This is a genomic window from Micromonospora chalcea (assembly GCF_028768405.1).
GTDB classification, from domain to species: Bacteria; Actinomycetota; Actinomycetes; order Mycobacteriales; family Micromonosporaceae; genus Micromonospora; species Micromonospora chalcea.
On sequence record NZ_CP118233.1, the window covers coordinates 5,822,623 to 5,848,216 of the forward strand.

The 25,594-nt window shown below is 71.9% G+C and carries 24 protein-coding genes, 1 tRNA gene and 1 other RNA gene; 18 read left to right on the plus strand and 8 right to left on the minus strand.

Annotation, left to right across the window (positions count from 1 at the left end; genetic code table 11):
* Nucleotides 1-172: 172 nt before the first annotated feature.
* Nucleotides 173-682 carry a DUF6912 family protein gene (locus tag PVK74_RS26355; protein WP_043326377.1) on the plus strand — a complete coding sequence of 170 codons (510 nt, stop codon included), beginning with the start codon at nt 173-175 and terminating at the stop codon, nt 680-682.
* A gap of 9 nt (nt 683-691) precedes the next feature.
* On the opposite strand, the gene PVK74_RS26360 is transcribed toward PVK74_RS26355, so the two are convergent.
* Nucleotides 692-1,825 carry a hypothetical protein gene (locus PVK74_RS26360; RefSeq protein WP_274477461.1) on the minus strand — a complete coding sequence of 378 codons (1,134 nt, stop codon included), beginning with the start codon at nt 1,823-1,825 and terminating at the stop codon, nt 692-694.
* Between the two features lie 569 nt (nt 1,826-2,394).
* On the opposite strand from PVK74_RS26360, the gene pruA reads away from it, so the two are divergent.
* From pruA to PVK74_RS26405, 9 genes are all read left to right on the plus strand, one after another.
* Nucleotides 2,395-4,023 carry an L-glutamate gamma-semialdehyde dehydrogenase gene (gene pruA, locus PVK74_RS26365; protein ID WP_064447768.1) on the plus strand — a complete coding sequence of 543 codons (1,629 nt, stop codon included), beginning with the start codon at nt 2,395-2,397 and terminating at the stop codon, nt 4,021-4,023.
* Nucleotides 4,024-4,157: 134 nt separating this feature from the next.
* A complete protein-coding gene (locus PVK74_RS26370; RefSeq protein WP_043326375.1) occupies nt 4,158-4,673 on the plus strand; it encodes a PadR family transcriptional regulator in 516 nt (171 codons plus the stop codon).
* Nucleotides 4,674-4,718: 45 nt separating this feature from the next.
* The gene (prfB, locus tag PVK74_RS26375) at nt 4,719-5,840 is read left to right on the plus strand and encodes a peptide chain release factor 2 (RefSeq protein WP_043326373.1); all 1,122 of its coding nucleotides are present in this window, start codon (nt 4,719-4,721) and stop codon (nt 5,838-5,840) included.
* A 118-nt stretch (nt 5,841-5,958) separates the two neighbouring features.
* A complete protein-coding gene (gene ftsE / locus PVK74_RS26380) occupies nt 5,959-6,639 on the plus strand; it encodes a cell division ATP-binding protein FtsE (RefSeq protein ID WP_013284225.1) in 681 nt (226 codons plus the stop codon).
* A 65-nt stretch (nt 6,640-6,704) separates the two neighbouring features.
* The gene (gene ftsX, locus PVK74_RS26385) at nt 6,705-7,580 is read left to right on the plus strand and encodes a permease-like cell division protein FtsX (RefSeq protein ID WP_030501420.1); all 876 of its coding nucleotides are present in this window, start codon (nt 6,705-6,707) and stop codon (nt 7,578-7,580) included.
* A gap of 131 nt (nt 7,581-7,711) precedes the next feature.
* On the plus strand, nt 7,712-8,191 hold the full coding sequence (smpB, locus tag PVK74_RS26390; RefSeq protein ID WP_274477462.1) for an SsrA-binding protein SmpB: 480 nt from the start codon (nt 7,712-7,714) through the stop codon (nt 8,189-8,191).
* 103 nt (nt 8,192-8,294) lie between these two features.
* Nucleotides 8,295-8,670, plus strand: a transfer-messenger RNA (tmRNA) gene (gene ssrA, locus PVK74_RS26395).
* Nucleotides 8,671-8,845: 175 nt separating this feature from the next.
* The gene (locus PVK74_RS26400; protein WP_043326371.1) at nt 8,846-9,268 is read left to right on the plus strand and encodes a hypothetical protein; all 423 of its coding nucleotides are present in this window, start codon (nt 8,846-8,848) and stop codon (nt 9,266-9,268) included.
* Between the two features lie 41 nt (nt 9,269-9,309).
* Nucleotides 9,310-10,254 carry a hypothetical protein gene (locus tag PVK74_RS26405; protein WP_274477463.1) on the plus strand — a complete coding sequence of 315 codons (945 nt, stop codon included), beginning with the start codon at nt 9,310-9,312 and terminating at the stop codon, nt 10,252-10,254.
* A 3-nt stretch (nt 10,255-10,257) separates the two neighbouring features.
* Here PVK74_RS26405 and mdlC read toward each other — a convergent pair whose 3' ends face one another.
* On the minus strand, nt 10,258-11,850 hold the full coding sequence (gene mdlC / locus PVK74_RS26410) for a benzoylformate decarboxylase (protein ID WP_274477464.1): 1,593 nt from the start codon (nt 11,848-11,850) through the stop codon (nt 10,258-10,260).
* 109 nt (nt 11,851-11,959) lie between these two features.
* Nucleotides 11,960-12,760, minus strand: coding sequence for an S-methyl-5'-thioadenosine phosphorylase (locus tag PVK74_RS26415; RefSeq protein WP_064447741.1), 801 nt, complete (start codon nt 12,758-12,760; stop codon nt 11,960-11,962).
* A 148-nt stretch (nt 12,761-12,908) separates the two neighbouring features.
* Between PVK74_RS26415 and PVK74_RS26420 the strand changes: the two genes are divergently transcribed.
* A complete protein-coding gene (locus tag PVK74_RS26420) occupies nt 12,909-13,499 on the plus strand; it encodes a YqgE/AlgH family protein (protein ID WP_043330624.1) in 591 nt (196 codons plus the stop codon).
* A 90-nt stretch (nt 13,500-13,589) separates the two neighbouring features.
* A tRNA-Ala gene (locus tag PVK74_RS26425) sits at nt 13,590-13,662 on the plus strand.
* A 438-nt stretch (nt 13,663-14,100) separates the two neighbouring features.
* Here PVK74_RS26425 and PVK74_RS26430 read toward each other — a convergent pair.
* Together PVK74_RS26430 and PVK74_RS26435 are read right to left on the minus strand one after the other, a co-directional pair.
* A complete protein-coding gene (locus PVK74_RS26430) occupies nt 14,101-14,562 on the minus strand; it encodes a hypothetical protein (protein WP_274477465.1) in 462 nt (153 codons plus the stop codon).
* Between the two features lie 274 nt (nt 14,563-14,836).
* Nucleotides 14,837-15,751: a DNA-processing protein DprA gene (locus tag PVK74_RS26435; RefSeq protein WP_274477466.1), complete on the minus strand. Its 915-nt coding sequence runs from the start codon at nt 15,749-15,751 to the stop codon at nt 14,837-14,839.
* A gap of 412 nt (nt 15,752-16,163) precedes the next feature.
* Between PVK74_RS26435 and PVK74_RS26440 the strand changes: the two genes are divergently transcribed.
* The gene (locus tag PVK74_RS26440) at nt 16,164-16,658 is read left to right on the plus strand and encodes a GNAT family N-acetyltransferase (RefSeq protein WP_274477467.1); all 495 of its coding nucleotides are present in this window, start codon (nt 16,164-16,166) and stop codon (nt 16,656-16,658) included.
* Nucleotides 16,659-16,689: 31 nt separating this feature from the next.
* Here the strand turns inward: PVK74_RS26440 and PVK74_RS26445 are convergent, their stop codons facing one another.
* Nucleotides 16,690-17,178, minus strand: coding sequence for an anthrone oxygenase family protein (locus PVK74_RS26445; protein WP_274477468.1), 489 nt, complete (start codon nt 17,176-17,178; stop codon nt 16,690-16,692).
* A gap of 71 nt (nt 17,179-17,249) precedes the next feature.
* Between PVK74_RS26445 and PVK74_RS26450 the strand changes: the two genes are divergently transcribed.
* Nucleotides 17,250-18,194, plus strand: coding sequence for an AraC family transcriptional regulator (locus PVK74_RS26450; protein ID WP_274477469.1), 945 nt, complete (start codon nt 17,250-17,252; stop codon nt 18,192-18,194).
* Complete coding sequence (locus PVK74_RS26455; protein ID WP_274477470.1) at nt 18,191-18,532, plus strand: VOC family protein; 342 nt, start codon at nt 18,191-18,193, stop codon at nt 18,530-18,532. Before PVK74_RS26450 ends, PVK74_RS26455 begins: the two co-directional genes overlap by 4 nt.
* Nucleotides 18,533-18,567: 35 nt before the next feature.
* On the opposite strand, the gene PVK74_RS26460 is transcribed toward PVK74_RS26455, so the two are convergent.
* Nucleotides 18,568-20,976 (minus strand): DUF4153 domain-containing protein, encoded by a 2,409-nt coding sequence (locus tag PVK74_RS26460; RefSeq protein WP_274477471.1) that lies wholly within the window; start codon nt 20,974-20,976, stop codon nt 18,568-18,570.
* A 155-nt stretch (nt 20,977-21,131) separates the two neighbouring features.
* On the opposite strand from PVK74_RS26460, the gene PVK74_RS26465 reads away from it, so the two are divergent.
* Nucleotides 21,132-22,037 (plus strand): lytic polysaccharide monooxygenase auxiliary activity family 9 protein, encoded by a 906-nt coding sequence (locus tag PVK74_RS26465; RefSeq protein WP_064447744.1) that lies wholly within the window; start codon nt 21,132-21,134, stop codon nt 22,035-22,037.
* 1 nt (nt 22,038) lies between these two features.
* On the opposite strand, the gene mgrA is transcribed toward PVK74_RS26465, so the two are convergent.
* The gene (gene mgrA / locus PVK74_RS26470) at nt 22,039-23,028 is read right to left on the minus strand and encodes an L-glyceraldehyde 3-phosphate reductase (protein ID WP_043326357.1); all 990 of its coding nucleotides are present in this window, start codon (nt 23,026-23,028) and stop codon (nt 22,039-22,041) included.
* Nucleotides 23,029-23,085: 57 nt separating this feature from the next.
* Between mgrA and PVK74_RS26475 the strand changes: the two genes are divergently transcribed.
* Nucleotides 23,086-24,054 carry an aldo/keto reductase gene (locus PVK74_RS26475; RefSeq protein ID WP_113971953.1) on the plus strand — a complete coding sequence of 323 codons (969 nt, stop codon included), beginning with the start codon at nt 23,086-23,088 and terminating at the stop codon, nt 24,052-24,054.
* A 58-nt stretch (nt 24,055-24,112) separates the two neighbouring features.
* Complete coding sequence (locus PVK74_RS26480) at nt 24,113-25,594, plus strand: magnesium chelatase ATPase subunit I (RefSeq protein ID WP_274477472.1); 1,482 nt, start codon at nt 24,113-24,115, stop codon at nt 25,592-25,594.

Genomic DNA, 25,594 nt, shown 5'->3' on the forward strand with positions numbered 1-25,594 from the left:
TTTGCCTTAGTTTGCCATCACCGGCTGACATCGCCCCATGCCCGTTCGCCTGACACACCGGCGGGAGACTTCACCCGCGCGGATGCCGGGTGTATGACGGTCCTGGCGTACGGCATGATCGGCGCCCGGAGCCGGCGTCCGCCGGTGAGTGGCCTGAATGCGGGAGTGACCGGTGACCGACGAGCTTGTCCGGGTGTACCTGCCGGCGACCGTACCCATGCTCGCCCGGCTGCGCGAGGAGGGGCTGACCGCCGAGGCGGCGCACGCGGTCACCCCGGAACTGCGCGAGTGGTACGCCGAGGGCGACGAGGAGGAACTGGAGTACGTGGCCTTCACCCGGGCCGCCCAGGACGCGCTGTTCCTGCTCCGGAGCGACCCCGCCGCGCCCCGGCGACGGGTTGTCGTCTCGGCCGACCTGCCCGCCCGGGCGGTCGGACGGGTCGGCGGCGAGCTGGGGTCCAGCGTGGTCCGGCCGGCCGGACCGGTGCCGGTGAAGTCGGTCGCCGCGCTTCATGTCGACGGCGCGGAGGCGGTCGAGGACGTGGCCGCTGCCGTCGAGGTGGTGGCCGAGGCCCAGGCCGGGGACCCCGACGCCCAGTTCACCGTCGACGGCGCCGAGGACCACGAACTGGAGTGGTACGACGTGACCGAGCTGGACCTGCTGCTGCGCGAGGCCGGCTGAGCCGGCGGCTCAGGACGCCGCCGGCTCGTCCGTCTCGTCCTCGACCGGGCGGGGGCCGAGCGTGCGGCCGAACACGATGAGCGTGGTCAGCGCGCCTACGAAGAGCACCCAGATCCCGTTGTCCACCCGCGAGGTGCCGAGCGCGGTCTGCGCGACCTCGTCGGCCTCGCTGAGCGCGGCGGCCAGGTCGAGCAGCCCGCGGCCGCCGATCCGGATGATCACCTCGGTGAGCAGCAGGAGCAGGCCCGCGCCCGCGCCGGCCACCAGGTAGGCCGGCCAGCGCAGCGGCGACGCCACGCCGTCACGGCGCTCGGCCCGGCGGCGGGACCAGGTCAGATAGAGGTACGCGGCGAGGCCGGCGAGCAGGCCGGCGAGCAGCGATTCGGTACGCGAGACCCACTTGGCGGCGTCGAGCACCGACTGCTGGGTCTCCCCGGCGCCGAACAGGTCGGACAGCGGGTCCCGGGCGCGGCTGAACAGCACCACGAAGATCTGCGCGGTGAGCGTCGCAGCGGTGATCGCACCCACCACCCGGGCCTGACGCGCGCCCGCCATCGCGCCGCCGATGATCGCGGCTGCCGCCGTGGTCCCGGCGATCGTGTTCGTGGTGGCGTTGTCGGCGTACGTCAGGTTGATCGCCACCGCGGCGAGCAGGCCGACCACCAGGCCGGTCCCGACGGCGGCCAGGAACCGCAGCGTGGCCCGGCCGAGCCGGTTGGTCGCGGCCAGGGCGACGGTGGCGCCGGTGACCAGCGCCGCGGTGATGACGCCGGGCAGCGCGTACGCGGAGAGGCTGATCGCGGTGACGCCGGCCGCGGTCGAGTGGATCGCCTCGCGGGTCGACCAGAGCATGGCGGCCAGCCATCCGAGCGAGAGCAGGGCGAGTACGAGCGCGCCCGGGGCGAACTCCGGCCGACCGCCGGTGACAGTCCCCTCGTCCCCATGCGCGGGTCCGGCTGCGTCCTCGGCCGTCCGAGCCTCGCTCGCCGGTGCCTCGCCCGACGGTGTCTCTCCGGAGGGCACCTTGACGGAGGACGCCTTGACGGAGGACGTCTCGACGGTGGCCCCGTCGCCCGTGGTCGGCCCGACGGTCTCGGGCTGATCCGTCTCCGCGGCCGTGGAGCTGCCGGGCTGGTTGCTCATCGTCTTCCCTTCGACGGTCGCCGGATCCCCGGGCCGGGCCGGGCAGGTCACCGGTCATCCAGCGTACGCGGCGCATCACCACTCCTCGGGCGGGCCGTGTGCCGTGTGCGCGTTGATCGACTGCAGTACGGCGATGTGGTGGCATCCCGAGGGCCCGGATACCACCATGTCCCCGAGGTGGAGTGGATCAGTGGCCGATAACCGCCAGCCGGGCGGGCCGTGTGGTGCCGTTGGTCGACTCCAGCTCGGGGAGGTGCCGCCCGGAGGCCCGGAACACCGCCACCCCCCGAGGGTGGGCTGGATCAAAGGTCGAGTAAGCGCCGACGAATCGTCGACGAACTGGGGCGCGATCCGATGTTTCGTCGGATCCGGGTCGGTTGGGGCCGACGGTCCGGAGATGAACCGGCCGTCCGATGTGCCAGGGAGGCGCGTCCGGCGGGGGCTTGTCGTGACAGAATCGGGCCAGGTCCCGCCGCCGCCCACCCCGCGGCGCCCCGGTGTCCGGCCGCCCGGCCGGCGCCCGCGGGTCCGGTTTCGCCGTCGCCGTCGAGATCGCCAGGAGCCTGTTGATGGACGCCGTGTTCTCCGTACCCGAGCCGCTCAACGAGCCGGTCCACTCCTACGAGCCCGGCAGCGCCGACCGGGAACGGCTCCAGCGGCGGCTGGCCGAACTGGCCGCCGAGCGGATCGAGCTGCCCATGACGATCGCCGGCGAGCGGCGGATGGCCGGCGGCGCGTCGATCGACGTGGTGCAGCCGCACAAGCACGCGCACGTTCTCGGCGTCACCGGGCACGCCACCCACGACGACGCTCGCGCCGCGGTGCAGGCCGCCAAGGACGCCGCGCCGATGTGGCGCGCGCTGCCGTTCGAGGAGCGGGCCGCGATCTTCCTGCGCGCCGCCGACCTGCTGGCCGGCCCTTGGCGGGACACGCTCAACGCGGCCACCATGCTCGGCCAGTCCAAGACCGCCGTGCAGGCCGAGATCGACTCGGCGTGCGAGCTGATCGACTTCCTGCGCTTCAACGTGCACTTCGCCCGGCGGCTCCTGGCCGAGCAGCCGCTGTCCTCGCCCGGGGTCTGGAACCGCCTCGACCACCGGCCGCTGGAGGGCTTCGTCTACGCGATCACCCCGTTCAACTTCACCGCGATCGCCGGCAACCTGCCGTCCGCGCCGGCCATGCTCGGCAACACGGTGGTCTGGAAGCCGTCCCCGACGCAGCAGTTCGCGGCGCACTTCACCATGCGCCTGTTCGAGGCCGCCGGCCTGCCGCCCGGCGTGATCAACATGGTCACCGGCCGCGGCGAGGAGGTCTCCGAGGTGGTGCTCGCCGACCCGGACCTGGCCGGCATCCACTTCACCGGCTCGACGAAGGTGTTCCAGCACCTGTGGAAGACCGTCGGCGACAACATCGCCCGCTACCGCGGTTACCCCCGCCTGGTCGGCGAGACCGGCGGCAAGGACTTCGTGGTCGCGCACACCAGCGCCGACGTGGACGCGCTGCACACCGCGCTGATCCGGGGCGCCTACGAGTACCAGGGGCAGAAGTGCTCGGCTGCCTCCCGCGCGTACGTCCCGCGGTCGATCTGGGAGGGCGGGCTGCGCGACCGGCTCGCCGCCACCGCGGACTCGCTGACCTACGGCGACGTGACCGACTTCAGCAACTTCGGTGGCGCGGTGATCGACGACAAGGCGTTCGGCCGGCACACCGCCGCGCTGGAGCTGATCAAGGGTGACGACTCCTGCCGCATCCTGGCCGGCGGCACCGCCGACGACTCGGTCGGCTACTTCGTCCGGCCGACGCTGTTCGAGTGCTCCGACGCGGCGCACGAGACGTTCACCACCGAGTACTTCGGGCCGATCCTCGGCGTGCACGTCTTCGACGACGCCCGCTTCGACGAGGTGGTCACCCAGGCCGAGTCGATCGCGCCGTACGCGCTGACCGGGTCGATCTTCGCGACCGACCGCCGGGTGGTCGACCAGGTGGCGGAGAAGATGCGGTACGCGGCCGGCAACTTCTACATCAACGACAAGCCGACCGGCGCGGTGGTCGGGCAGCAGCCGTTCGGCGGCGCCCGGGCCAGCGGCACCAACGACAAGGCGGGTTCCTGGCACAACCTGGTCCGCTGGATGTCGCCTCGGACGATCAAGGAGACGTTCGTTCCGCCGACCGATCACACCTACCCGCACATGGGCTGAGACGCTCGAAGAGGGCCCGTCCCGGCCGGGACGGGCCCTCTTCCTCATCCGACAGTGCACATCGGACCGGTCCGCGGGTGCCGAAATAGGCAAATCCTGGACGCCAGAGCCGACAAAGTGGCAGCTTAGAGGGCATGGCGGATTCCGGAGTCAACCCGACGGCGGCAGCTTTGCTCGGCCTGCTGCACGACGGCCCGATGACTGGCGGCCAGTTGATGGCCGCGGCTGAGCGCCGGCTGGCGCCGTACTGGTCGATGACCCGCAGTCAGGTCTACCGGGAGCTACCGGTCCTGGCCGAGAAGGGTCTGGTGCGTCTCGGCAAGCCCGGGCCGCGCATGAGTCAGCCGTACGCGCTGACAGCTGCCGGTAAACGGACATTCTCCCGCTGGCTGGCGGAGAATCCCGGCAAGGACACCATCCGTAACCCGATAGCGCTACGGATGGCGTTCGGCAACCTGCACTCGGCGAGCCAGCTCAAGAACCTCTACGCGACGGCGAACGAGTACCACACCGAGGCGCTGGCGGCGGTGCGGGAGCAGGTCAAGAACGCCAAGAAGGAAGGCGAGAGCTACGACGCCAGCGCGCTGGAGTTCGCCGTCGCCTACCACAAGGCGGCGCTGTCCTGGCTCAAGACCGCGCCGGTCGGCTGACCACCTGCAGCAGGTTGAGGGAACGACGCAGTAGTCTTGTCTGTCGTGACCGCTGCCGATTACGCCGAACAGCTCAAGGAACTCGACGCCACGCTGCGCAACATCGAGGCCGTGCTCGACCTCGACAAGCTGCGCGAGCAGAAGGCACGGCTGGAGCAGGAGGCCTCCGCGCCCGACCTCTGGGACGACCAGGCCAAGGCGCAGCAGGTGACGTCGCAGCTGTCGTACGTCAACGGCGAGATCACCAAGCTCGGCGACCTGCGCTCCCGGCTCGACGACGCCGGGGTGCTGCTGGAGCTGGCCCAGGCGGAGGACGACCCGGGCGCGCTGACCGAGGTCGAGTCGGAGATCGCCGGGCTGACCAAGGCCATCCAGGAGATGGAGGTCCGCACGCTGCTCTCCGGCGAGTACGACTCGCGGGAGGCGCTGGTGGCGATCCGGGCCGGGGCCGGCGGCGTGGACGCCGCGGACTTCGCCGAGATGCTGCTGCGGATGTACCTGCGCTGGGCCGAGCGGCACGGCTACCCGACCGAGGTCTACGAGACCTCGTACGCCGAGGAGGCGGGCCTGAAGTCGGCCACCTTCACGGTGAAGGTGCCGTACGCCTACGGCACGCTCAGCGTGGAGTCCGGCACGCACCGGCTGGTGCGGATCAGCCCGTTCGACAACCAGGGCCGCCGGCAGACCAGCTTCGCCGGCGTCGAGGTGCTGCCGGTCACCGAGCAGACCGACCACATCGACATCCCGGAGAACGAGGTCCGGGTGGACGTCTACCGGTCGTCCGGGCCGGGTGGGCAGAGCGTCAACACCACCGACTCGGCGGTGCGGCTGACCCACATCCCCACCGGCATCGTGGTGACCTGCCAGAACGAGAAGTCCCAGCTGCAGAACAAGGCCTCCGCGATGCGGGTGCTCCAGGCCCGGCTGCTGGAGCGCAAGCGGCAGGAGGAGGAGGAGAAGATGGCCGGCCTGAAGAGCGGCGGCACCAGCTCCTGGGGCGACCAGATGCGCTCGTACGTCCTGCACCCGTATCAGATGGTGAAGGATCTGCGTACCGAACAGGAGACGGGCAATCCGTCCTCGGTCTTCGACGGTGACCTGGACAGCTTCATCGAGGCGGGAATCCGCTGGCGGAAGCAGCAGCAGCTCAGCGCTGACGGTGCGTGATCACGTTCGGACTGAGCGCGTCATCGATCCCGTTCTGACCGGGTAAATCGATGACGCGCACCGCTTCGGCGGGCCTGGGGGCTTGGCTCTGCGGTTACACCGCGTAGACTACCGACCCGTGATTCAGCTTGAGCAAGTGACGAAGACGTACCCGAAGGCGTCCCGGCCTTCGCTCGACAACGTGTCCGTCTCGATCGAGAAGGGCGAGTTCGTCTTCTTCATCGGTCCATCCGGCTCCGGCAAGTCCACCATCATCAAGTTGCTGCTGCACGAGGTCACGCCCAACAAGGGTCGCGTCGTCGTCAACGGCAAGGACGTGACGTCGATGCGTTCCTGGAAGCGACCCCACTTCCGGCGTTCCATCGGCTGCGTCTTCCAGGACTTCCGGCTGCTGCCGAACCGCACCGCGTACGAGAACGTGGCGTTCGCGCTGGAGGTGATCGGCAAGACGAAGGCGGTCGCCCGCCGGGTCGTGCCGGAGGTGCTGGAGCTGGTCGGTCTCGGTGGCAAGGAGCACCGCTACCCGCACGAGCTCTCCGGTGGTGAGCAGCAGCGCGTGGCGGTGGCCCGGGCGTTCGTCAACCGGCCACTGATCCTGCTGGCCGACGAGCCCACCGGAAACCTGGACCCGGACACCTCGATCGAGATCATGCGCCTGCTGGACCGGATCAACCGCACCGGCACGACCGTCGTGATGGTCACGCACGACTCCAACATCGTGAACCAGATGCGGCGCCGGGTGATCGAGATCGAGAGCGGCCGCATCGTGCGCGACCAGGCCCGCGGCGTCTACGGCTGAGCCGTACGACGTTCCGTAGACCCTGACGACGAACCCTCACGCCGGAGAGCCGGAGGAATATCCCGATGCGGATGAAGTACGTCCTGTCCGAAGTACTGGTCGGGCTGTGGCGCAACGTCACCATGACCATCGCCATGATCATCACAATGGCGGTGTCGCTGTTCATGCTGGGCGGCAGCGGCCTTCTGTACCAGAAGGTCGGCGACATGAAGGACCTCTACTACGAGAACGTCGAGGTCTCGATCTTCCTGAAGACCGACGCCACCAAGGAACAGGTCGACGCGCTGGGTCAGCAGCTCGACCAGGACCCGCTGGTCAAGGACTCGACGTACGTCAACAAGGACCAGGCGTACGAGCGCTTCCAGCAGATGTACGCCGACGCCCCGGACCTGGTCAGCGCGGTCAAGCCGGACCAGCTTCCCGAGTCGTACCGGGTGAAGCTCAACGACCCCGAGCAGTACAAGGCGATCTACGACAAGTACAAGACCGCCGAGGGCATCGACACGATCGTCGACCAGAGCAAGCTGCTCGACAAGGTCTTCGGCGTGCTCAGCGGCTTCCAGAACGGCGCGCTCGCGATCGCTATGGTGATGGCCGTCGCCGCCCTGCTGCTCGTCGCGAACACCATCCAGGTGGCCGCGTACAGCAAGCGGCGTGAAGTGGCGGTCATGAAGCTGGTCGGCGCGTCGAACTGGTTCATCCAGGCGCCGTTCGTGCTGGAGGCGGTGGTGGCCGGTCTGTTCGGCTCCATCCTCGGCCTGCTGGCGTTGATCGCGGTGAAGGTGCTCGCGGCCGGCAGTTCGATGGCGGCCCTGGAGGGTCTGATCACCCCGATCTCCTGGTCCGACATCTTCCTGACCTTCCCGCTGATGGCCGCCGTCGGTGGCGTGGTCAGCGCGGTCACCGCCTGGGTCACGCTCCGCTTCTACCTGCGGGTCTAGTCACCCGTCCGGCTCCGGCAAGGGCCCTCCCGCGCGGAATAAACCGCGCGGGAGGGCCCTTGTGGTTCCGGTAGCATGATCTTCGCTCGCCGGCCGGTGGCCGGCGACGGACCGGGAGGGAGGTGGCGCCGATGCCACGGGAAAAGGGTCGCAAGGTGGTCGCCTCCAACAAGAAGGCGCGCCACGACTACGCCATCCTCGACACGTACGAGGCGGGCATGGCGCTGACCGGCACCGAGGTGAAGTCGCTGCGGGCCGGGCGGGCGTCGCTCGTCGACGCGTTCGCCCAGGAGCGTGACGGCGAGATCTACCTGCACGCCATGCATATCGCGGAGTACGCCCAGGGCACCTGGACCAACCACGAGCCGCGGCGTACCCGCAAGCTGCTGCTCAACCGGATCGAGATCGACCGGCTGCTGGGCAAGCTCAAGGAGAGCGGCCTGACGCTGGTGCCGTTGCAGGTCTACTTCTCCGACGGCTGGGCCAAGGTGGAGATCGGCCTGGCCCGGGGTAAGAAGTCGTACGACAAGCGCCAGGACCTGGCCAAGCGGGACGCCGCCAAGGAGATCGCCCGGGCGGTCGGCCGGCGCGGCAAGGGCATGGCTGAGTGATACGTCCGGTTCGTCCGGCTGTCCGCGTCGGGCGGGCCTCGGGATGAATCCGGTTGCGCCAGGCGTTAGGCTTGGTGTGCTGCCGACAGGGGCAGCGCTTCGAGGGGGTGACTGGTTTCGACTTCGTACGCAGCGACAGGGGAAGCGAGCCGAGGAAGCCGACGTCGTCTCGAGAATCGGTCGTCGGAAACCAATAAGCGCCAAGAACAATCGCGCTGACTTCGCTCTCGCCGCCTGAGGCGAGTAGCAAGTCTGTCGGCCTGGGAGCGCCTTCGACCCAGTTAGCCGGCATCAGCTAGAAGGCTGGCCAATCGGACCCGGTCGCGGGGTCCGTGCGGCGAGATCAATCAGCGACTGGGCCCGTCACACCAACTTGCTCGCGTGAGCGGTGGGGCCGAGTAGAGGCACAGCGAGCTGCGCTCGGAGAAGCCCTGACAAACCGGCGAAGGACCCGGGTTCGATTCCCGGCACCTCCACCACACGGCCTGTGCGCCCCGGTCCACGAGGACCGGGGCGCACAGTCGTCTGAGGCCTCTGAGCCTGCCGGGGCAGATGGTGCCAATGCGGCAGATGAGACGCGTTGCAGCGCTGGACAGCGCCGCGTACCGGGTCCACCATCGCCATACGGGTTCGCCCAGCAGCGGGAGGTGTCCCATGGTCACCAGTCCGATCCAGCAGCCGATCTCCGTGCTCCCCACCGCTCCCGGTGACCTGCGCGCCCTCGCCCGGGCCACCGGCGGCCCGCGCTGGCGGGAGCGCCTGCTCACCGACCTCGACCCGGTCCGGCGGGGCTTCACCGAACACGTCCGCGTCACCGAAGGGCCGGGAGGCCACTACGCCGACCTGGTGCGCGCCGCGCCGCGGCTGCACCGGGGCGTACGCCTGCTGGTCGCCGAGCATGCCGCGATCCTGGCGGCGCTGGCCGCGCTCCAGCACACGGTCCGGCTGCCCGGGGCGTCCGCCGCCCAGGTGCGGGCCCGCACCGTGGACCTGCTGCGCGCGCTCGACCGGCACCGGCGCCACGGTGCCGACCTGCTCTGGGAGGCGTACCAGGCCGACCTCGGCGGCGAGGACTGAGTCCGGGGGAACCGGCCGGGACGGGCCGGCGTCCAACCGGTATGCGTCGCGTGCTCGCCCTGCTCGGGATCTCGTTGCTGACCCTCTCCGCCTGCGCCACGCCCGGCGCCGTCCCCGTCCGGACGCCGCCCACCGGTCCGGACCAGCGGCCCGCGTTCACCGAGCGGGCCGAGGAGGTCGCCGCGGGCTGGCGGCCCGGGCCGGGCTGGCGCGACGGGTACGTGCCGCTCCAGGACGCCACTGTGCTCACCGGCGACCCGGGCTTCACCGACGAGACGAAAGTGGCGTTCGGGGCGGGCTGGTACCGGGACCAGATCCCGATCCCGGCCGCCGTGCCGAAGGACGGCACGATCCGGTTCCCCGACGGCACGCTGCGGGTGCCGCTGGTCAGCGCCGCCGACGCGTACGCCCAGCTCCGCCAGGGCGACCCGCCGCCCTGCGACGGGCGCCCCGCCGCGCCCGACCCGGCACCGACCGGACGGCCCGGCCCGAACGACCCGGTGTCGACCTCGGCGCCGACGCCGTGCGTCCCGCTCACCGTGACCGAGGTGCGGCTGGGCAGCGCGCCGGTGTGGACCAGCCGGGGCCGCGCCGACGTGCCCGCCTGGCTGTTCACCGTTGACGAGCTGGCCGTACCCGTGGCCCGGATCGCCGTCGCGCCGCGCGTGACCGGCCGGGCGCCCGGCGGCGCGGTGCCCACCCGGCCGCTCCCGGCCGGCCTGGTGTCCGCTCAGCAGTTGCGGGCGGTCGACGGCAACCGGATCGACTACGTGCTCGGCGTCGGCGCCTGCGACGGCCCGCCCACCCCGCTCGTGCTGGAACGGCCGGACGTGGTGGTGATCGGCGGCGCCGTGATCGCCTCCACCGGCGTCTGCACCGCGCAGCTCGTGCTGAAGCCGGTCAGCGTCACGCTCGACGCGCCGCTCGGCGGCCGGGCCGTGCTGGACGCCGCCAGCGGCGCCCCGCTGATCGTCCAGCCCGGCTGAGTCTCAGAGGATCCGTGGCACGTCGGTGCTGATCGGCACCGGCAGCACCGTCGGCCGGTCCGCGGCCAATGCGGCGTCGAGCGCGGTGCCGAGCCCGTCCAGCGTGGTCACCGCACCGGCGCAGCCGTAGCCGTGCGCCACCGCCGTCACGTCCAACCCGGGCAGATCCAGCGCCGGCACACCAGGGGTGTGCTTCAGCTCGGCGAACGCCTTCAGGATCGCGTACTGCTGGTTCACCGGAACCACGACGGCGAGCGGCAGGCGCAGCCGCGCCGCCGTCCACAACGCCTGGACCGAGTAGTGGAACGAGCCGTCGCCGACCACCGCGACCACCGGGCGGCCGCGCCCGGTGTCGCGTTCGGCGAGCGCCATGCCGACCGCCGCCGGCAGCCCGAAGCCGAGCCCGCCGCTGGCCATCGTCAGGTACGAGCGCGGCCGCTCGATCGGCAGCCGGCGGCGCAGCGCGGCCAGGTTGGACGGCGACTCCTGCACCAGCACCCCGTCCGCCGGCCACGCGGCGGCCAGCGCGGCGAACAACGCGTCGGCGCTGGGCGGGTCAGCCTGCTCCGGCGGGGCCGGCTGCGGGCGCGGTGACGGCGCGGGACGGTCGGTCGCCGGCAGCAGCTCACGCAACGCCGCCATGGTCAGGCGGGCGTCGCCGAGCAGGCTGTCCCCGACCGGGGCGCGGGCCGCCTCGTCCGGGTCGTCTGTGACGTGCAGCAGCCGCGCGTCGCCGGGCAGGTAGTCGCCCGGCACATGCGGGTAGTAGCGGAACACCGGCGCACCCACCACCAGCACCACGTCGTGGCCGCGCAACGCCTCCGACAGCGGCCCGATCGCGTACGGCAGCACGCCCCGGAAGTGCGGATGCCGCTCGGGGAACACGGCTCGCTCCGGCGCCGGGGCGGCCCAGACCGGGGCGGCCAGACGCTCGGCCAGCGCGACCGCGTCCGCCCAGGCGTCCGACCGGTCCACCGCCGCGCCGAGCACCAGTGCCGGGGCGCGGGCGGCGGCCAGCGCGTCGGCGAAGCTCCGCAGCCGGTCCGGGTCCGGCGCGATCCGGGTGGCGACGGTACGCACCTGCGGCGGCGGGTCGGCCGGGCGGTCCCAGTCGTCCATCGGCAGGGAGAGGAAGACCGGCCCGGCCGGTGGCTGCACCGCCGAGGCGTACGCCCGCATGAAGGCCGCCGGGATGTCCTGCGCGCGGGCCGGCTCGTGGGCCCACTTGACGTACGGCTGGGCCAGCTCGACCGCCCGGGGGCTGGCCAGGCGCGGCTCGATCAGCAGCATCTCGCGGGTCTGCTGGCCGGCGCTGACGATCAGCGGCGTCCGGTTGTGCCAGGCGGTGACCAGGTTGCCCATGCCGTTGCCGGTGCCCGGCGCGGTGTGCAGGTTGACGTGCGCGGGCCGGCCGGTGCCCTGGGCGTAGCCGTCGGCCATCGCGACCGCCGACGCCTCCTGCAGCGCGTGCACGTAGTGGAAGTCGGCCGGGAACTCCTGCAGGAACGGCTCCTCGGTCGAGCCCGGGTTGCCGAAGACCGTGGTCAGCCCGAGCGCGCGCAGCAGGTCGTAGGTCGCCTCCCGCACCGTCGCCATCGCCGGCTGCCTCCGTCCTCCACGCGGATGCCGGAGACGGCCCGGTGCCCGGTCCCCCGACCAGCCGAATCTATCGGGCCGAGGCCGACTTTTCGGGCGCTTCCCGCGCTCAGGGCAGCGGGAACGGCAGCTTGATCCCGTCCAGCGCGTGCCCGCACCCGCACTCCCGCTCGGCGGGCAGCGCCGCCACGGCGTCCAGCAGCAGCCCGCGCAGCCGGTCGGTGTTCTCCGCGAAGACCCGGAACACCTCCTCGTGGGTGACCGACTCGCCCGCCTCGACGCCCGCGTCCAGGTCCGTCACCAGCGCGATCGACGTGTAGCAGAGCGCCAGCTCACGGGCCAGCACCGCCTCCGGGTGGCCGGTCATGTTGACGATCGTGCCGCCCATCGAGGCGAACCAGCGCGACTCCGCCCGGGTCGAGAAGCGCGGACCCTCGACCACCACGACGGTCCCGCCGTCCACCGCCGGCACGCCCCGCCCGGCCGCCGTGTCCAGCAGCGTGCGCCGTCCCACCGGGCAGTACGGATCGGCGAACGACACGTGCACCGCGCCCCGGTCGTAGTACGTCTGCACGCGCCCGCTGGTGCGGTCGATCAACTGGTCCGGCACCACGAACGTGCCCGGACCCAGCTCCGGCCGCAGGCCGCCCACCGCGCAGGGCGCCAGCACCTGGCGTACGCCCAGCGACCGCAGCGCCCACAGGTTCGCCCGGTAGGGGATCAGGTGCGGCGGGTAGCGGTGATCACGCCCGTGGCGGGGCAGGAACGCCACCCGGCGACCGCCCACCTCGGCGACGGTGATCGGGCCCGACGGCTCGCCGTACGGGGTGTCCACCACGTGCTCCACCCCGTCGAGCAGGGCGTAGAGACCCGACCCGCCGATCACCGCCAGTTCGGCCTGCGCCGCCATCCGACCCTCCCTCGATCCGTCGTGATCACCCGCCGTCAGACCTTAACCAGCGGGCCGGACGCAGGCTATGGTGCGTGACATGGCGTTGACAGGATGGACGGTCGACGGCCTCGGGCCCGTACGGGCGCACGGCTGACGGGTGTCGGACATGCAGAGTGAGGGGCAGGCGATCGGTGGCCGAGCCATGGAGTCGATGACCGGACGACTGCTGGTCGCGACACCAGGGCTCAAGGATCCGAACTTCGACCGTACGGTCGTGCTGCTCGTCGCCCACGAACCCGGCGGCGCCCTCGGGGTGGTGCTGAACCGCGCCACCGAGGTCTCGGTGGCCGACGTGCTCGGCGACTGGAGCGACCTGGCCCGCGACCCGGCCGTGCTGTTCGAGGGTGGCCCGGTGCAGCCCGACTCCGCCATCTGCCTGGCCCGGATGCGGCACCCCGTCCGGCCGGTCAAGGGCTTCCACCGCGTCTCCGGCGCGGTCGGCACCATCGACCTCTCGGTCGACCCGGAGAAGCTGCGCGAGGCGGTCGGCGGGATCCGGGTGTTCGCCGGCTACTCCGGCTGGGGCGCCGGACAGGTCGAGCGCGAGATCGAGGAGGGCTCCTGGTTCGTGCTCGACGCGCTGCCCGGTGACGCCTTCGTCGACCGGCCGGATGATCTCTGGCCGATGGTGCTGCGCCGGCAGGGCGGCATGATGGCGGCGGTGGCCCACTTCCCGCCGGATGTGGCACTGAACTGACCCCCTCGGTGGGGGACCCCCGCGAGATGACCATGCGGGGCGGCGTGTGTATAGTTCTTCCCGTGCCCGGGCGACCGGGGACGATCGCAAGGGGCCGTGGCGCAGCTGGTAGCGCACCACACTGGCAGTGTGGGGGTCAGGGGTTCGAGTCCCCTCGGCTCCACCCTTGAAGCAGGTCAGCGGCCTGGTCGAGTAATCGTCGACCGGGCCGCTGATTCGTTGGAACGTGATCACGCTTTCTCATGAGCCTTGCGTGCTGCATCCAGAAATCGAGCCTTGTCGGCTGCTGCCCACATGACCGGCGCACTGCGCCCTTCTTGTTCCCCCTTGCCGCTACCCGTAGGCCGGCAGTCTGGCAGTCGCCCAATGTCTGCGGTCGACGAGCGAACCATGCGTTCGTGGGGCGACGCACGGACGGTGTCTGCTGATGTCATCAGAGAATTCATGCTCGGTCGGGCCGGGCAGCATGTAGATCCCCGAGGGCTCCGGCTGCGTGGCGCGCGCATCGCCGGGCGCCTCGACTCGAGTATGTGCACAGCGATGTGCGGCTTCATTTGATCATGACCGCCATAGGAGCATCGGGATGCCGAGGTGTTCTTGATCAGTCTTCAGCTGCGCACCTAGTGGTATCGAAGAACGGGCTGGCGATCGCGTTGAGCAATTGCCTGGCCGGTGCAAAGTTTGGATCCACGTGGCGGCCGAGGATGACGGCGGCAACGGTGGCGGCACCGGCGACCTTCAGTGCGTGCGCCAGGGACTGTGTTCGCGCCCCGGTCGTCCAGGTGTCCTCGAGGATCAGCGCATGAACGGGCGCAAGCGAAGTGGGGAGGGACGGCTTGAACCAGTCGGCGTGAAAGTCGTGATCCTCCGGACCGTAGCTCGGGTTGACCGTGCTGTTGATCCAGGGCAGCCGGAGCCGGTCGCCGACAAGGTCGGCAAGCGGATGTGCGCCAGTGCGGCTGCGGGTGCTCGGGACGGTGATGACGTGCGTTGGGGAGGCTCCCGTACTGGACGTTATACACGCGAGATGGTCACGCAGGAACAGCAGCAGGAGCGCAAGCAAGCTTCGCCGAGCCTGCTCGGACGGAGCTGTGCCCTTGTACGTCCGGAGGTTGTAGTGGTGTTGCCAGGTGCGTGGCGAGTAGGAGATCGGTAGTACGAGGTCCGCGAGAAGGCCCTGGGACCGAGCGACGTGGGACTGGCAGCGGAAGCAGAGCGAGTAGCCCTCGTTCCGTACTCCCCGGCACGTCGGGCAGATCCAGGGGTGTGCCGGTAGCGGGTTGCGCAGGTAGCCGCGCTGGACCTCGACGTGCCGGCTGATGATGGTCCAGCGCTGGTCAGCGGAGGGCGAAGTCAGGGAAGTTCTCCAGGCCGGCGTCGGTGGGCTGGTAGCTGAGGATGTCGTCGACGGCTTCCAGCAGCTGCGCGGTGCCGTGGACGACGTAGACGCCCGGGTTCTCGGCGAACGTCTTGGCCCAGTCGCACCGCATGACCTGGCTCGTCAGCACGACGGGACGGCCGTGCTGGAGGGCGAGCCGGGCCTGGATCCGTGCTCCGCTGGTCTCACCCGCCTCGACAACGACCGTCGCGACTGCGTACCCGCTCATGACGGCGTTGCGCATGGGGAAGCTCTGCCTGCTCGGCGGGGCGTCCGGCCAGAACTGGGAGATGACGAGCCCGACCTCGGCAATGTGGTCCTGCAGGCGCTGGTTCGCGGAGGGGTAGTACCGGCGGATCCCGGTGCCGATGACCGCGACCGTTCGCCCACCTGCCTCCAGCGCAGCTGAGTGTGCGGCGGTGTCGATGCCGGCGGCCAGACCGCTGACCACGGTCACCCCGCGGCCTGCCAGGGTGGTGGCGACGGCTCGGGCGATCCGCAGCCCTTCCTCGCTGGCCTTGCGACTGCCGACGACGGCCACTGCCTGGTCGTGAACCCGTAGATCACCTCGGCTGAACAGGAGCGGTGGCATCTCCCGGATGCCGCGCAGCTGTGCAGGGTAGGTGTCTTCGAAGAAGGCGTGGACGCCGACTCGATCAGCTTGCCAGCCGGTGATCTCGGCGACGGCAGCGCTGATCAGCTCGGTGGTTGAAATCCCGTCCGGAAAGAGCGTGTCGGAGTGGCCGACCGTACGGTCCAGGACTGCCCTGGCGCTGCCGTTTTCCTGGATGTCGAGAGCGATCTCCGACCAGCGCGCGCGAGGCCGGCGAAGTAGTGCGACCAGGGAGGCCCGCTCGATCGTCGCCGTGTCCATGGGCACGATCGTAGGCCCTGGGCTGCGTTCCTGGCTCAGCCATCCTGGCCTGTGTTGATGACGAGAACCCCCGGCGGACGTCATCGCTAGAACGTATGTTCGATTCTGGCTGGAATCAAGAGCGGACCGACACTGGGCGACCGATCCTGCTTCCCCTTGCCGTCCAGGTGAGCGAAGGCTGGGGTTCGGCGGCGGCGCAACACCGCCGCGCTCGATCGGACGGCACGCCTTCCTTGCCTGGCAAGAGCGCCGCCGAGTTGAACGACCGGCGGGAACAGCGCGGGCCGAACGGGAGCCGTCATCGGTAGATGCGCCGTACCGGCCGATGCCGTCATCGAGGACGGCCCGAAAGCAGGATCATCAGGTGGTGGCTCCGGGGGATGATCATGAGCATCCGCCCATGATCCGACCCGTGAGGGAGAGCACCGTGAACGACGCCATCCGCATCCGCCAGGCCGGTCCGGACGACGCGGCCGTAGTGGACGCCCTGGTCCGGGAGATCGCGGCCCACGAGGGGGAGAGCGAGCACGTCGGCGCGACCCCCGACCGGTGGCGCGAGGTGCTCGGCCGCGCCGACGTGACGGTCCTGCTTGCCGAGCGGGACGGTGAGACGCTCGGCTACGTCTCCGCGCAGCGGCGCCTGCACATGTGGAGCGGTGAGGACATCCTCGCGCTCGACGACCTGTTCGTCCGTGCCGAGGCCCGGGACGGTGGCGTGGGCCGGCGGCTGATGACTGCGCTGGCCGAGCGGGCCGCCGCCGAGCGGCTGGTCATCCGCTGGGAGGTGAAGCCGGAGAACGAGGCGGCGCAGCGCTTCTACCGGCGGCTCGGCGGGACGCTCTTCCCGAAGGTGGTCGTCCGCTGGCTGCCGGAGAGCTACCTGCCGCTGATCGAAGACCGGTCGTAGCGGCAGGCCCGATCGGCCCGGCCGGATCCGCTCAACCGGCCGCGCGGCCGGCGAGCACCAGCGCCCAGCACAGCGCGCCGAACCCCGCAGTGCTCGCCACCGCCCGGACCACGTTCCAGGTGACCCAGGCGGACTCGAAGCGCTCGCGCGCCGCACCGGGATCGGCGGAACCGGCCGCCGCGAGCGCGTCGTTCAGCGGCACGTTCACCGCCACGGTGACGACGAACATCACCAGGTAGAGAGCAAGCCCGACGACGATCCACGGCAGCGCCGGCCGGACCGCCCCGCGCCACGCCAGCACCGCCGCGAGCGCGGCCAGCACCGGCGTACCCAGGAAGGCCAGCAGGAACCAGCCGTTGACGATGGTGACGTTGATGCGCTGCATCGCGTCCACGAACGTGCGGTCGTCCGCGCCGCGCAGCGCCGGCATCACCGCGTACGCGAACGCGGCGAACAGGCCCGCCATCAGCCCGGCCCCGACTGTGGCGCCGACCAGCGTCAGTTGTTGTACGAGTCGCATGTCCTCATCGAACCGCCGTGCGGTGAGACGGCCCATGGCCAGGACGCGCGATCCTGTGTTCAATCGTCTCCGTGGACGCCGTCTCCGGCCTGCTCGACGGTCCCCGGGCGCGGGGCGCCTTCCTGCTGCGCTCGATCCTCACCCCGCCCTGGTCGATGCTGATCCGGGACGAGGCGCTGCTCACGCTGGTCGCCGTGGTGCGGGGGGACGCCTGGATCGTCCCGGAGGAGGGGGAGGCCGCGCGGCTCGGCGATGGTGACGTGGCGATCGTGCGTGGCCCGGCCCCGTACACCGTGGCGGACGACCCGGCCACGGCGCCGCAGGTGGTAGTGCACCCGGGCCAGCGCTGCACCACGCCGGACGGGCGGGAGCTGTTCGCGATGACGCGGTGGGGCGTACGCACCTGGGGCAACGGACCGGACGGCCGGACCGTGCTGCTCACCGGCACGTACCCGGTGCGGGGCACTGTCGGGCGGCGGCTGCTCGACACGCTGCCGCCGCTGGCGGTGGTCCGCCGTGAGTCCTGGGACTCTCCGCTCGTGCCGTTGCTGGCCGACGAGATCGTCAAGGACGACCCCGGCCAGGATGCGGTGCTGGACCGCCTGCTGGACCTGCTGCTCATCGCCGCGCTGCGGGAGTGGTTCGCACGGCCCGGGGCTGCCGCGCCCGGCTGGTACCGGGCGTACGCGGATCCGGTGGTCGGCCGCGCGCTGCGGATGCTGCACGACGACCCGGCCCGGCAGTGGACGGTGGCGTCGCTGGCCGCCGAGGTCGGGTTGTCGCGTGCGGCGCTGGCCCGGCGGTTCACCGCCCTGGTGGGCGAGCCGCCCATGGCGTACCTGACGGGCTGGCGGCTGGCGCTCGCGGCCGACCTGCTCCGCGAGCCCGGCGCCACTGTCGGCGCGGTGGCCCGCCGGGTCGGCTACGGCAGCTCGTTCGCGCTGAGCACCGCGTTCAAACGCCGGTACGGCACGAGCCCTCGTCGGCACGTCGACGCGGCTAGATTGACCGGATGACTGTCGACCTGTTCGCCGGCGTCCCGATCCATGACATCGCCGTGTCGACGGCCTGGTACGAGCGGCTGCTCGGCGCCCCGCCGCAGTTCCTGCCCAACGACCACGAGTCGGTGTGGGAGCTGGCCGAGCACCGCTACCTCTACATCGAGGTGCGGCCCGACCACGCCGGTCACGCCATGCAGACTGTCTTCGTCGAGGACTTCGACTCCCGTCTCGCGGCGATCGCCGCCCGAGGGCTGGAGCCGGCTGCGCAGGAGACCTACGACAACGGCGTCCGGAAGGCGATCTTCCACGACCCGGACGGCAACGAGATCGGCTTCGGCGGCGGCCCCGCCTGACCGGGCCGCGGCGATCCGCGGCCCGGTCGGCGACGTCAGCGTGGGCCGCGCGTCTTCGGCAGGTCGAACTGGTCCGCCCGGCGGCAGTCCTTCGGGCCGCCGACCGCCTGCGGGCCGACCTCCTCCAGTGCCTTACGGGCGCGCTGCCGACCGAGGTTCCAGGCGTACCAGGGGTCGGGCTCGGCGAGGTCGTCGGCGATCCAGCTCAGCGTGCACCGGCGTACCGGATCGGGAAGCTTGGCCAGCGACGGCGTCGCGTCGGCGGACAGCGCCCGCAGATACCAGGCGTCGATCTTGCCGGTCTGCTCGTACCGCAGCGTGTTGCGGCGGGCGACGTAGTCCTCCGGGTTGAGCACCGCCAGGCCGAGCAGCATCGTCACGGCCAGCGCGACGGTGGCGCCGGGAATCCACCGGCCCTTGAACCGGACGCCGGCCAGGATGATCATCAGGAAGACCGTGCCGAGCAGCATCTCGAACGCCATCACGAAGATCCGCTCGCCGGTGAAGCTGTAGACCTTCTGGTACGTCCACATCCGGGACAATGCCGACGCCACGATCACCACGCTCAGCGCGCTGATCAGCCCGAGCAGCACACGCAGCAGGACGCGCTCGACCGGCCGCTCCCGGCGCGCCCAGCGGCCCACGCCGCCGAGCACCGCCACCGTCAGCAGCGTGACGAAGAGCAACTGCCAGAAGCCGCTGCGCGCGTACTCGGCGTAGCTGAGACCGGCGACCCGCTGCACGTGCTGCTGCCCGCCGAAGAGCACAGTGAACTGCACCACCACGAACCCGGCGAACAGCAGGACGAGCGCGCCGATGGCCGGGGCCCACTCCAGCAGGCCGATCCGCCGCTCGCCGGACCTGTCCACCGTGGACAGGTCCGGCGGCGCGGCGAGCGTGTAGACCGCGGCCACCGCGATCAGCCCGCCCACCACTGCCAGGAACACCCAGCTGAACACCGAACCCATGTCGGTCTCGGGCACGAACGAGCCGAGCGCCTCGGAGAACGCCGCGTCGGCGGAGGCGAGCAGACTGCCGAAGACCACGAGCACCACGACCGTGGCGACCACCGAGACAGTCACCTTGCTCACCGTCGCCGCCGACGCCGAGGCGGTGACGTGCCGGCGTACCCAGGGCAGGCCGCGTAACGCCGCGAACGGCGTGGCGACCAGGCCGAACAGGATCGATCGCACCAACCGCCCGCCGACGATCGCGAGGGTGGCGCAGCCCAGCGCGCCGAGTACGCAGAACGTCACGAGCCACCAGGCGTTGCGGAACGCCGGCACGGCCATCAGCGCCAGCGCGGCCGCCGCCCACCCGGCCCGGATGAGCCGGTCGGCGCGCGGCAGGTCAGCGGTCTTCGACCGGATCGCCAGCACCACCGCGACAGTGAGCGTGAGCCACCCCAGGAACCAGCCGACGCCGACCCGGCCCAGCGGCACGAAGACCGCGCCGCCGACCGCGCCGGCCAGCACCGCGAGCGGCACGGCCCGGCCGGTCGCCGCCTTCGGGCCGGGCCACCGCGCGCCGAGGAACGAGGTCCGCGGCGTCGGCGGTCGCGGCGCCCAGACCGGCGCCTGCGGATGGCCGGTCCACCCCACACCGGGGTACGGCGGCGCGCCCACCGGCCGACCGGGAGGCTGCGGCATCCCCGGAGCGTGCGGTGTGACCGGCGCGGGCGGCGCGCCGGGGATCGGCGGCGTGCTCGGGGTCCCGGGCCGGCCGGAAGCGTGCGGCGTGCCGGGCGCGCCGGAACCGGCCTGCGGGTGCGCACCCGGTGCGCCCGAACTGGCCAGTGTGCCGGAGCCGGCCTGCGGGTTCGGCGCATCCGACGGGGACGAACCCGGGGTGGCAGGCGAACCGGTGGCCGGAGCCGTCGTGCCGGCGCCCGAGGAGGACGGACCCGCCGATGCGGCGTCCTCGGCAGCCGAAGGGGTTCCGTCGGCTCGGGTGGCGGCAGGCCGGGCCGCCGGAGCGGTGTCCGGCGTGGCGGCGACGGGCTCCGCCGGACGGTCGGCCGGTGCGGTGGCGGGCTCCCCATGATCAGCCGCCCCCGTCGAACCGTCCCCGGCCGGGGACACGCCCGCGCCTGCGGAAGCCGGCGGCGCCTTGGCGACGTCGCCGGTGGTGGGGGAGAGGGCGGCATCCTCCACCGGGGAGCGTTCGACGGCCGGTGCTGTCGCCTGGGCAGGCACCGCGCTCGGCTGGCCGGCCGCCGGCACCAGCGGGACGAACAGCGCGTACCCCTGGGTGCCGGGCGGGACGGTGACCGGAATCGCCCAGCCGGGCTGCCCCTCCGCGCCGGGCCACGGCACCGGTGGGGGCGCGCCCTCCATGCTGGGCATCACCAGCAGATAGGGCTGGGAAGGTGGGACGTCGCCCGCGGGAGGCCCGTTCGCCGGGGCGGCGCGGGAGGGCTCGGGGGACGGTTCCGGCTCGGGCAAGGGACGCTCCTCGATCACAGGGTTTCGTCACTCTAGGTCCACCCACATGCGCCCCGCCGCCCCGTCTGTCCGTTCGGTCACGTCGGCCCGGCCGATCGGCGCGGATCGAACCTTTGACGTCTCGCGGCCGTACCAGTGCGCGGGAGGTCGATCACATGGCCGCACGCCGCGCGCTCGTCGCGCTCGCCGCCGTCGCCGTGACGGTGCCGCTCGCCGCCACGCCGGCCGGCGCGCACGGTGCGCCGACCAGCCCGCTGAGCCGGGCCGCCACGTGCGGGCCGGAAGGTGGTGGCCGGGCGCGGACGCCCGCGTGCCGGGCCGCGATCGCCGCCGGAGCAGCGGTACGCGAGTGGGACAACATCCGGGTCGCCCGCGTCGACGGGCGGGACCGGGAACGCATCCCGGACGGGGAACTGTGCAGCGGCGGGCTGTCCGCGTACCGGGGGCTGGATCTGCCGCGCGCGGACTGGCCGGCCACCACGCTCACCGCCGGTGCCCGGCACACGTTCCGCTACCGCACCACCATCCCGCACCAGGGCACGTTCCGGTTCTACGTCACCACCGGCTCGTACTCGCCGCAGCGGCGGCTGACCTGGGCGGACCTGGAGAAGAAGCCGTTCCTTCAGGTCACCGACCCGCCGATCCGCTCCGGCGCGTACGAGATGCGGGGGCGGCTGCCGGCCGACCGGACCGGCCGGCACATCGTCTACGTCATCTGGCAGAACTCGGACACCCAGGACACCTACTACTCCTGCTCGGACGTGATCTTCCGGGCGGCACGCGGTGAGCCGGACGCGACCCCGGCAGCGCCGGAGGCGAGCGCGTCGCCTCCGCGTACCCTCGCCGGGGCGGCGACCGACGACGAGCCGGCGGTGCCGGTGGCGACGGTGACCGACGGCGGACCGCTGTCCCGGCCGCTCGTGCTCGGCGCGGCGGCGCTCGTCGTCGCGCTGCTCGCCGCGGCGGTGGTCGGACGGCGGCTGAGCCGGGCCGGCGGCCCTCCGCCCGGACGGCCGTGCGGTGTCCGCAACCACCGCGCCGGGCGGCGCCGCGTCTGGTGAGTCAGCCGAGCAGGCGCTCGATCTCGGCCAGGTCCTCACCGGCGAGGTCGAGGTTGTCCAGCGCGGCCACGTTGCCCTCCAGCTGCGCCACGCTGCTCGCGCCGATGATGAGGCTGGTCATTCGCGGGTCGCGCAGCGCCCAGGCGAGGGCGAGCTGGGCGAGCGTCTGACCGCGCCGCTCGGCCACCGCGGCGAGCCCCCGGACCGTCGCCATCGTCTCCTCGTCGAGGTCGGCCTCGTTGAGGAAGACGCTCGTGCGTACCCGGGAGTCGGCCGGGATGCCGGTGAGGTAACGGTCGGTGAGCAGGCCCTGGGCGAGCGGGCTGTACGCGATGCAGCCGGCGCCGACGCCCTCCAGCGTGTCCAGCAGGCCGTCGCTCTCCGTCCAGCGGTTCATCATCGAGTACGACGGCTGGTTGATCAGCAGCGGCGTGCCCAGGTCGCGCAGGATCTCGGCGGCGCGCTCGGTCTGCTCCGAGTCGTAGTTGGAGATGCCCACGTAGAGCGCCTTGCCGGAGCGGACGATCGCGTCGAGCGCGCCCATCGTCTCCTCCAGCGGGGTCTCCGGGTCGAAGCGGTGCGAGTAGAAGATGTCGACGTAGTCCAGCCCGAGGCGGCGCAGCGACTGGTCCAGCGACGAGATCAGGTACTTGCGCGAGCCCCACTCGCCGTACGGGCCGGGCCACATCAGGTACCCGGCCTTGCTGGAGATCACCAGCTCGTCCCGGTACGGCTTCAGGTCGCCTGCGAGCAGCCGGCCGAAGTTCTCCTCCGCCGAACCGGGCGGAGGACCGTAGTTGTTGGCCAGGTCGAAGTGGGTGATGCCGAGGTCGAAGGCGCGGCGGACGATGTCGCGCTGCCGCTCGAAGGGCCGGTCCGGTCCGAAGTTGTGCCACAGGCCGAGGGAGATGACGGGGAGCTTCAGCCCGCTCCGGCCGCTGCGCCGGTAGATCATCTCGTGGTAACGGTCGTCGCTGGCGAGGTATGTCACGGGGCCATTCTGTCCGCAGCGGAGTGCGGCCGCAGCGGCGCGGGTACGTTCGGCCACATGCGTTACGTGCAGCTCGACACCCCCAAGCCCATCTCCAAGATCGGCCTCGGCACCTGGCAGTTCGGCTCCAAGGAGTGGGGCTACGGCCCCGACTACGAGCGCCGCGCCGCCGAGATCGTCCGGCGGGCGCTCGACCTGGGCGTCACCCTGTTCGACACCGCCGAGCTGTACGGCTTCGGCCGCAGCGAGCGCATCCTCGGCGCGGCGCTGGGCGACGACCGGAGCAAGGTCGTCGTCGCGAGCAAGATCTTCCCGCTGCTGCCGGTCGCCCCCGTGGTGCAGCAGCGCGCCGTCGCTTCCGCCGCCCGGCTCGGCGTCGACGGCATCGACCTCTACCAGGTGCACCAGGCCAACCCGGTGGTCGCCGACACCACCACCATGCGCGGCATGCGCTCGCTGCAGGACGTCGGACTGGTCGGCGAGGTCGGCGTCAGCAACTACGGCCTGCGCCGGTGGCGGTTCGCCGAGGCCGCGCTGGGCCGCCGGGTGCTGAGCAACCAGGTCCGCTACAGCATGATCGACCGCGGCCCCGAAGAAGACCTCATCCCGTACGCGGAGCAGGCCGGCCGGATCGTCATCGCGTACTCGCCGCTGGCGCAGGGTTTCCTCTCCGGCCGCTACGACGCCACGAACCCGCCCGCCGGGGCGGTACGCCGGGCCAACCCGTACTTCCTGCCGGAGAACCTGGAACGCGGCACCGCGCTGATCGCCACGCTGCGCGAGGTGGCCGACGCGCACGACGCCACGCCGAGCCAGATCGCGCTCGCGTACGTGCTGCGGCACCCGAACGTGGTGGCCATCCCCGGCGCGTCCGGGGTCGAGCAGATGGAACGCAACGCGGCCGCCGCCGAGATCGACCTGACCGACGACGAGTACGCCGCGCTGGTCGCCGCCGCGCACGCGTTCCGCCCGGTCACCGGCCTGGCCGCGGTGCCCCGGATGGTCCGCGCCCGCCTCGGGAGGTGAGCGGCGCTCCGGCGGCGTCAGTGGCGACGGGCGCCGCCGGTCACCGGAGCGCGCTAGCGTGGATCGGGTGACCGCTCCCAACCAGGTTCCCCCGGTCCCGCCCGCCGAGCTGCCGAGCACGCTCGGCGCGTTGCGCGCGACCGGCCACCAGTACCGCACGGTCAAGCAGGAACTCCGAGACAACCTCCTCGCCCGGATGGGCTCCGGCGAGGACCGCTTCCCCGGCATCGTGGGCTACGAGGACACGGTGCTGCCCGAGGTCGAGCGCGCGCTGCTCGCCGGGCACGACATGGTGCTGCTCGGCGAACGCGGGCAGGGCAAGACCCGCCTGATCCGCTCGCTCGGCGCGCTGCTGGACGAGTGGACCCCGGTGATTCCCGGCTCGGTGCTCAACGAGCACCCGATGCACCCGATCACCCCCGCCTCCCGGGCACTGGTCGACTCGGCCGGCGACGACCTGCCGATCGGCTGGCTGCACCGCTCGATGCGGTACGGCGAGAAGCTCGCCACGCCGGACACCAGCGTCGGCGACCTGATCGGCGACGTCGACCCGATCCGGCTCGCCCAGGGGCGCACGCTCGGCGACCCGGAGACCATCCACTTCGGGCTCGTACCGCGCACCAACCGGGGCGTCTTCGCCGTCAACGAGCTGCCCGACCTGGCCGAACGCATCCAGGTGGCGCTGCTCAACGTGCTGGAGGAGCGCGACATCCAGGTCCGCGGCTACCAGCTGCGGCTGCCGCTGGACCTGCTGCTGGTGGCTAGCGCCAACCCGGAGGACTACACCAACCGGGGCCGGATCATCACGCCGCTCAAGGACCGGTTCGGCGCGGAGATCCGTACCCACTACCCACTCGACCTCGACCTGGAGCTGTCGCTGATCCGGCAGGAGGCCGACCTGGTCGCCGTCGTGCCGGAACACGTGCTGGAGGTGCTGGCCCGGTTCGCCCGCGACGTGCGGGAGTCCCCGTCGGTGGACCCGCGCTCCGGTGTGTCCGCCCGGTTCGCCATCGCCGCCGCGGAGACGGTGGCCGCCGCCGCGTTGCGTCGTTCCGGTCTGCTGGCCGGTGCCTCTGCTGCCTCGGGTGGCGGGGCCGGGTCGGCGCCCCGGCCGGAGGCGCCGGTGGCCCGGATCGGCGACACCGTGTCGGTCACCTCCACGCTGCGCGGCAAGGTCGAGTTCGAGAGCGGCGAGGAGGGACGCGAGATCGAGGTGCTCGCGCACCTGCTGCGTACCGCCACCGCCGAGACGTTCCGCGCCCGCCTGGCCGGGCTCGACCTGTCCGGCTTCACCGCGATCGTCGCCGAGGGCGGCGCCGTGGAGACCGGGGAACTGGTCTCCTCGGCCGAGCTGCTGCGCCAGGTCGGCACCGTACCGGGGCTGGCCAAGGTGCTCGACCGGCTCGGGCTCGGCGACGCGCCCAGCCCGGAGGAGGCCGCCGCCGGCATCGAGTTCGTGCTGGAAGGGCTGCACCTGACCCGCCGGCTCGGCAAGGACGTCACCGACTCGGGGCGCACCGTCTACGGGGACCGGGACTGA